1 protein-coding gene is annotated in these 1,777 nt (G+C 42.1%); it reads left to right on the top strand.

Going from position 1 to position 1,777, the window contains the following annotated elements; genetic code table 11:
* The first annotated feature begins 385 nt into the window (after positions 1–385).
* The gene (locus DUK53_RS16960; protein ID WP_036132372.1) at positions 386–1,642 is read left to right on the top strand and encodes an IS110 family RNA-guided transposase; all 1,257 of its coding nucleotides are present in this window, start codon (positions 386–388) and stop codon (positions 1,640–1,642) included.
* Positions 1,643–1,777 lie beyond the last annotated feature (135 nt).

The raw sequence follows: 1,777 nt of genomic DNA on the forward strand, positions 1-1,777 counted from the left end.
CACTCCTCGTATAATAAGTTTATAGCTTCTTAATTGTTCTTTGAAAATTTCATATAACAGCCTGTCGGCTTGTAAATGGTTTGCTTTGATATTGTGTGATTTCCCAGATTATAATGGAGCTATGGAAAGGATCCATTGGGAATTTGCTAATCACTCCTGTAGGTTGTCTACGATTATGAGTCTGTTGCCCGAACCATTGGTATCACTACCAACTCACTAGCTGTTTCCAACAGTTCACCACTTCCATTAGTAGGTTGGGAGGTGGCTTGGTGAAGCTGTTGATTAGTATTCTTGTAGGCGAGGTTGTGGCTACACAATGTGTTTCTGGGAAATCCCACAGTATCAAAGCAATTTTCCAAATAAATCACGAAGGGAGGTCCTTCCAATGAAATTATTTGTCGGTATAGATGTTAGTTCTGAAAAACTGGATACATGCTTTTTAACGGATGATGACTCGCTCACTGTACTCGCAGAAATGTCGCTAGGAAACGATGTGGTTGGCGCAACCACAATCAAAGAAAAGATTCTTGCATGTCATGAGGCATGGCACTTTACACAGATTGTTATAGGCATGGAATCCACATCCATGTACAGTTTTCACCCAGCCATGTTTTTCAACGAAGATGAGGCACTGCGTGCCTTACCAACGGTAGTCACTGTGGAAAATCCATTTCGCATCAAGCAATTTTCTCGCATGTTTGATGAAGATAAGACGGATAAAAATGATGCGTTAAGAATCGCAGATTTTTTGCGCATCCAACGGTTTACAACCTCTCCCATCAAAGAAGAAAAATACATGGCCTTGCAACGCTTAACACGTGCAAGGTATCAAATGATTGGGCAATTAGTAGAAGCAAAGCAACATTTTCTTGAAAACTTAACCTACAAGTGTAATACGCTGACCAGAGAGCTCAAGGCTAGCGATTCGAGCACTTCTGTATTCAGCGCCACTCTATTAAGTCTCTTCACCGAAGATTACAGTTTAGATGACTTAGCAGAGATGCCCTTAGAAGACTTCGCTTCCTTACTTCAAGAAAAAGGAAGGGGGCGGTTTAAACAACCAGAAGCATTGGCCAAAACCATCAAAAAAGCGATTCGAGGTAGTTACAGACTTGGAAGTGTTGCGCAAGAATCTATCGATGCCGTACTTAGCGCGATTGCAGCCCAAATACGCGGATTAGAAAATAGTATCCAAGCGCTAGATAAATCCATCGAACAACTTGTCGTTGCTATCCCAGAGTATCAATGTCTCACAAGCATTCCAGGCGTCGGTAAAGTATACGCCGCTGGCTTAATCGCTGAAATTGGCCAAATTGATCGGTTCGAAGACCAGACAAAGTTGGCCAAATATGCAGGACTAAGTTGGAAAGTCAAACAATCTGGGAACTACCAATCCGAGCATACCCCATTAACCAAACAGGGCAATCGTTATTTCCGCTATTACCTAGTTGAAGCCACCAACTCGGTGCGGCGCCATCTACCTGAATACGGGGAATTCTATGCGAAAAAATACCAAGAAACACCCAAGCATCAACATAAAAGAGCCATCGTCCTAACGGCAAGAAAATTTGTGCGTTTGATGGATACGCTACTACGTAACCATCAACTCTACACGCCACCAAGGAGCGTGTTAGAGACATAACAACATAGTTATGTTCGCATACTTGGTAATGCCCGAAAAAATCACTATTTTGGCGGGCTTAGTTTTGTTCGGTCTTAAAACGAAGTTTTTACTCGAATAACTACTCCTTTTCACTTGACTTACTACCACTAGACT

The organism is Listeria sp. SHR_NRA_18 (assembly GCF_003856515.1).
Lineage (GTDB): Bacteria > Bacillota > Bacilli > Lactobacillales > Listeriaceae > Listeria_A > Listeria_A newyorkensis.